Consider the following 3,118-nt stretch of genomic DNA (forward strand, 5'->3'; position numbering starts at 1 on the left):
CAGGAGCCCATCTGGATGAGTTCGACCACCCCCCCGATGATGGTCGAAGGCGTGCTCTGACCCAGGCTGGTGGTGGTCATGATCGGGTAGATATTGGCGGGGATGTACATCACCGCACTGGCGGCCAGCAGGGCCCAGGTAAGTTGCAGACTGTGAGGAAGGCGAGTGTGCAGGGATTCCCCACAGCGTCGGCAGTAGCCACCTTTGTCATCGTCCAGGCGGTTGACCAGGCCACAGGTGTGGCAGCCGGTCAGCCCCTGGCTTGCCGCCGTCTCGCCGGTTCTGGCGCCCTTCGGTGCGAGGCGCTCTCCCGCCAGCGAGAACCACATCCAGTCCGAGTCGAGGGACTGGGTGGTCAGCAGGAGCAGGAAAGCGAAGGCACAGAAGGCCCATCTGTAGCCAGATCACCCCAAACAGGTAGACCGCCGGCAAGACGATGATGGTGAGAATCACCACGATGGCCACCAGCGGTTGGTGAAAGCCGATCAGGGTCGTGGCAGTCTGGGAGAGTTCGATGCGGTTGCCTATCCCACTGACACTGAAGCTGACGAAGGGAAAGGAAACCGCCATGGCCAGTGCCAGCAGTGCCGACAGTGCCAGGGACATGCTTCGCTGGGCGGGTTGGAAGTGACGATTGACCAGGGTATGACCACATCGCGGGCAGTCAGCCTTCTGGCCGGCACTCAAGGGGGGCAGTGCCACCAGCCAGTCGCATTCATGGCAGGCGCGCAGTCGTCGTCGCTTGGATCGGGCTTCCGGGGATGGCGGTCCACCTGAGGGGCGCCGAAAGGCATTTCCGGAATGGGAAGGTAGCGCTTGGGCACCGCTGACAGTGTTCTCTGATGGCGGAGTTGGCCGGATACTGGCTTCCGGTAGATTCAGCGAGTGTGACATGTTGACTCGACGGACACCATAGTCAAACATGCAATCCCGAATGTTCCAGAGACGCAATGATGATCCTTCCCGTAGTGGCAGTAGTGGCAGGCCTGGTCCTGCTTGTATGGAGTGCCGAGCGCTTCGTCGATGGGGCTGCCGCTACCTCCCGACGGTTGGGACTCTCGCCCCTGCTGGTGGGCATGCTGGTCATCGGCTTCGGTACCTCGGCCCCTGAACTGATGGTGTCGGCCCTGGCGGCCTCCCAGGGCAATCCGGGCCTGGCCCTGGGCAATGCCTATGGCTCCAATATCGCCAACATCGGCTTGATTCTCGGCCTGGTGGCACTGATATCGCCGCTGGCGGTGCACTCCGGCGTGGTGCGCAGGGAACTGCCGGTGCTGGCTGTCGTGACGCTGCTTTCGGCCCTGTTGATATGGGGAGGAGTGATCGGCCGGCTGGAAGGGGGCTTGTTGTTGCTGCTCCTGGCCGCCTTCATCGGCGTGAGCATCATCCTGTCGCGGCGCGAAGGTGCCGAAGGCTTCGGTGTCAGCGACCTGATCATCGGTCTCACCGTGGTCGCGGTGGGTAGGCGCCGCGGTTCTGCTGCGCGACTGGAGCCTGATGACGGCCATGACCTTCATGATGGCGGTCTTTGCCCTCGGCTGGCGAGGCCGGCAGGGCTCCATCAACCGCCTGGAAGGCGCCGTGCTCTTGACCATGTTCCTGACATATACCGGCTGGATGGTGAATCTGGTGGTGTCCGGGGGTGGTTGAGGGGGCCTGAGTTGCCGGCGGCTTTCCCCATGCGACAAGACGACACGGTCTGCTGGTCAACTTCCTGCTGGTTTTCGCGTCTCATGGCTTGCTGGACATCTGTCCCGATGTCCAAGGCAAGAGTTTTTTCGGCCAACGTTGATACCTCATTCGGGCAGTGGTCTAGGCTTGTCTTGTTTGTAGACTGACCTTCACCTTTTCGAGCCCATCGCAGAAAAAGGCCTGCACCATGGAACTGGATCCCCTGCTGTTGTCGCGATTGCAATTCGCCTTCGTTGTCTCCTTTCATGCCATCTTCCCGGTATTCACCATCGGGCTGGCATCCTACATCGCCGTTCTCAACGGCCTCTTCTTTACCACCGCCAATTCGGCCTGGGATCGTCTGGCCCTGTTCTGGACCAAGGTGTTCGCGGTGGTCTTCGGCATGGGAGTGGTGTCCGGGATCGTCATGTCCTTCCAGTTTGGCACCAACTGGAGCAACTTTTCCCTGGCGGCATCCAACTTCCTGGGTCCGATGCTCAGCTACGAGGTGGTTACCGCCTTCTTCCTCGAGGCCACCTTCCTCGGGGTGTTGCTCTTCGGCCGGGGGAAGGTGCCACAGGGGGTGCACCTTCTTGCGGCGATAATGGTCGCCATCGGGACCTTCATTTCCTCGTTCTGGATCCTTTCGGCCAATAGTTGGATGCATACTCCCGCGGGAGTTGACCTTGTCGATGGGCGTTTCCAGGTGACGTCCTGGATGGCGGCGATCTTCAACCCCTCTTTTGGCTATCGCTTCCTGCACATGGGCATAGCGTCCTTCCTTACAGGTGGTTTCGTGGTGGCCGGGGTTAGCGCCTGGTACCTGCTGATGGGTCGTGATGTGGAGGCCAACCGCAAGGCACTGTCGATGTGTCTGTGGTTGCTTCTGTTCCTGGCGCCTGCCCAGGCGGTGGTCGGCGATTTCCATGGCATCAACACCCTGGAGCACCAGCCGACCAAGGTAGCGGCCATGGAAGGCAACTGGGAGACCAGCGGTAACGTGCCGCTGCTGCTCTTCGCCCTGCCGGATCAGGAGGCCCAGAGCAATCGCTTCGAGGTCGGCATCCCGTCCTTGGCAAGCGTGATCCTGACCCACCATGCCGATGGCGTGGTGCCGGGGATCAGTGAGGTTCCACCGGAGGAGCAGCCACCGGTGATCATCGTCTTCTGGTCGTTTCGTGTCATGGTCGCCCTCGGCCTCCTGATGATCGCTGTGGCCCTGGTTGGCAATCTGCTTCGCCGTGGAGGGCGGGTCTTCGAGCATCGCGGCTTCCTGCAGGCATTGCGCTTGATGACGGTGACACCCTTCGTCGCCGTGCTGGCCGGCTGGATCGTCACCGAGACCGGCCGAGCGCCCTGGCTGGTCTACGGCATGATGACCCACGCTGAGGGGGTCACACCGTCGCTGACGGGCGGCATGGCCCTGTTCACGCTGATCGGCTATGCG

At 61.7% G+C, this 3,118-nt stretch carries 2 protein-coding genes and 2 pseudogenes; 2 read left to right on the top strand and 2 right to left on the bottom strand.

All coding sequences use genetic code 11. The annotated features are described in order from the left end of the window. A partial coding sequence (locus ACESMD_RS14595; protein WP_372614403.1) for a paraquat-inducible protein A occupies positions 1-329 on the bottom strand: 329 nt, incomplete at its 3' end. A 115-nt stretch (positions 330-444) separates the two neighbouring features. Further along, positions 445-570: pseudogene (locus ACESMD_RS14600) on the bottom strand (paraquat-inducible protein A); the annotation flags it as partial. A 383-nt stretch (positions 571-953) separates the two neighbouring features. Between ACESMD_RS14600 and ACESMD_RS14605 the strand changes: the two are divergent. Both ACESMD_RS14605 and ACESMD_RS14610 read left to right on the top strand, forming a co-directional pair. Continuing rightward, positions 954-1,650, top strand: a pseudogene (locus tag ACESMD_RS14605) (sodium:calcium antiporter). Positions 1,651-1,879: 229 nt separating this feature from the next. Beyond that, on the top strand, positions 1,880-3,118 hold a 1,239-nt coding region (locus ACESMD_RS14610; protein ID WP_372614405.1), incomplete at its 3' end, for a cytochrome ubiquinol oxidase subunit I.

Source organism: Halomonas sp. (assembly GCF_041689495.1).
Lineage (GTDB): Bacteria > Pseudomonadota > Gammaproteobacteria > Pseudomonadales > Halomonadaceae > Halomonas.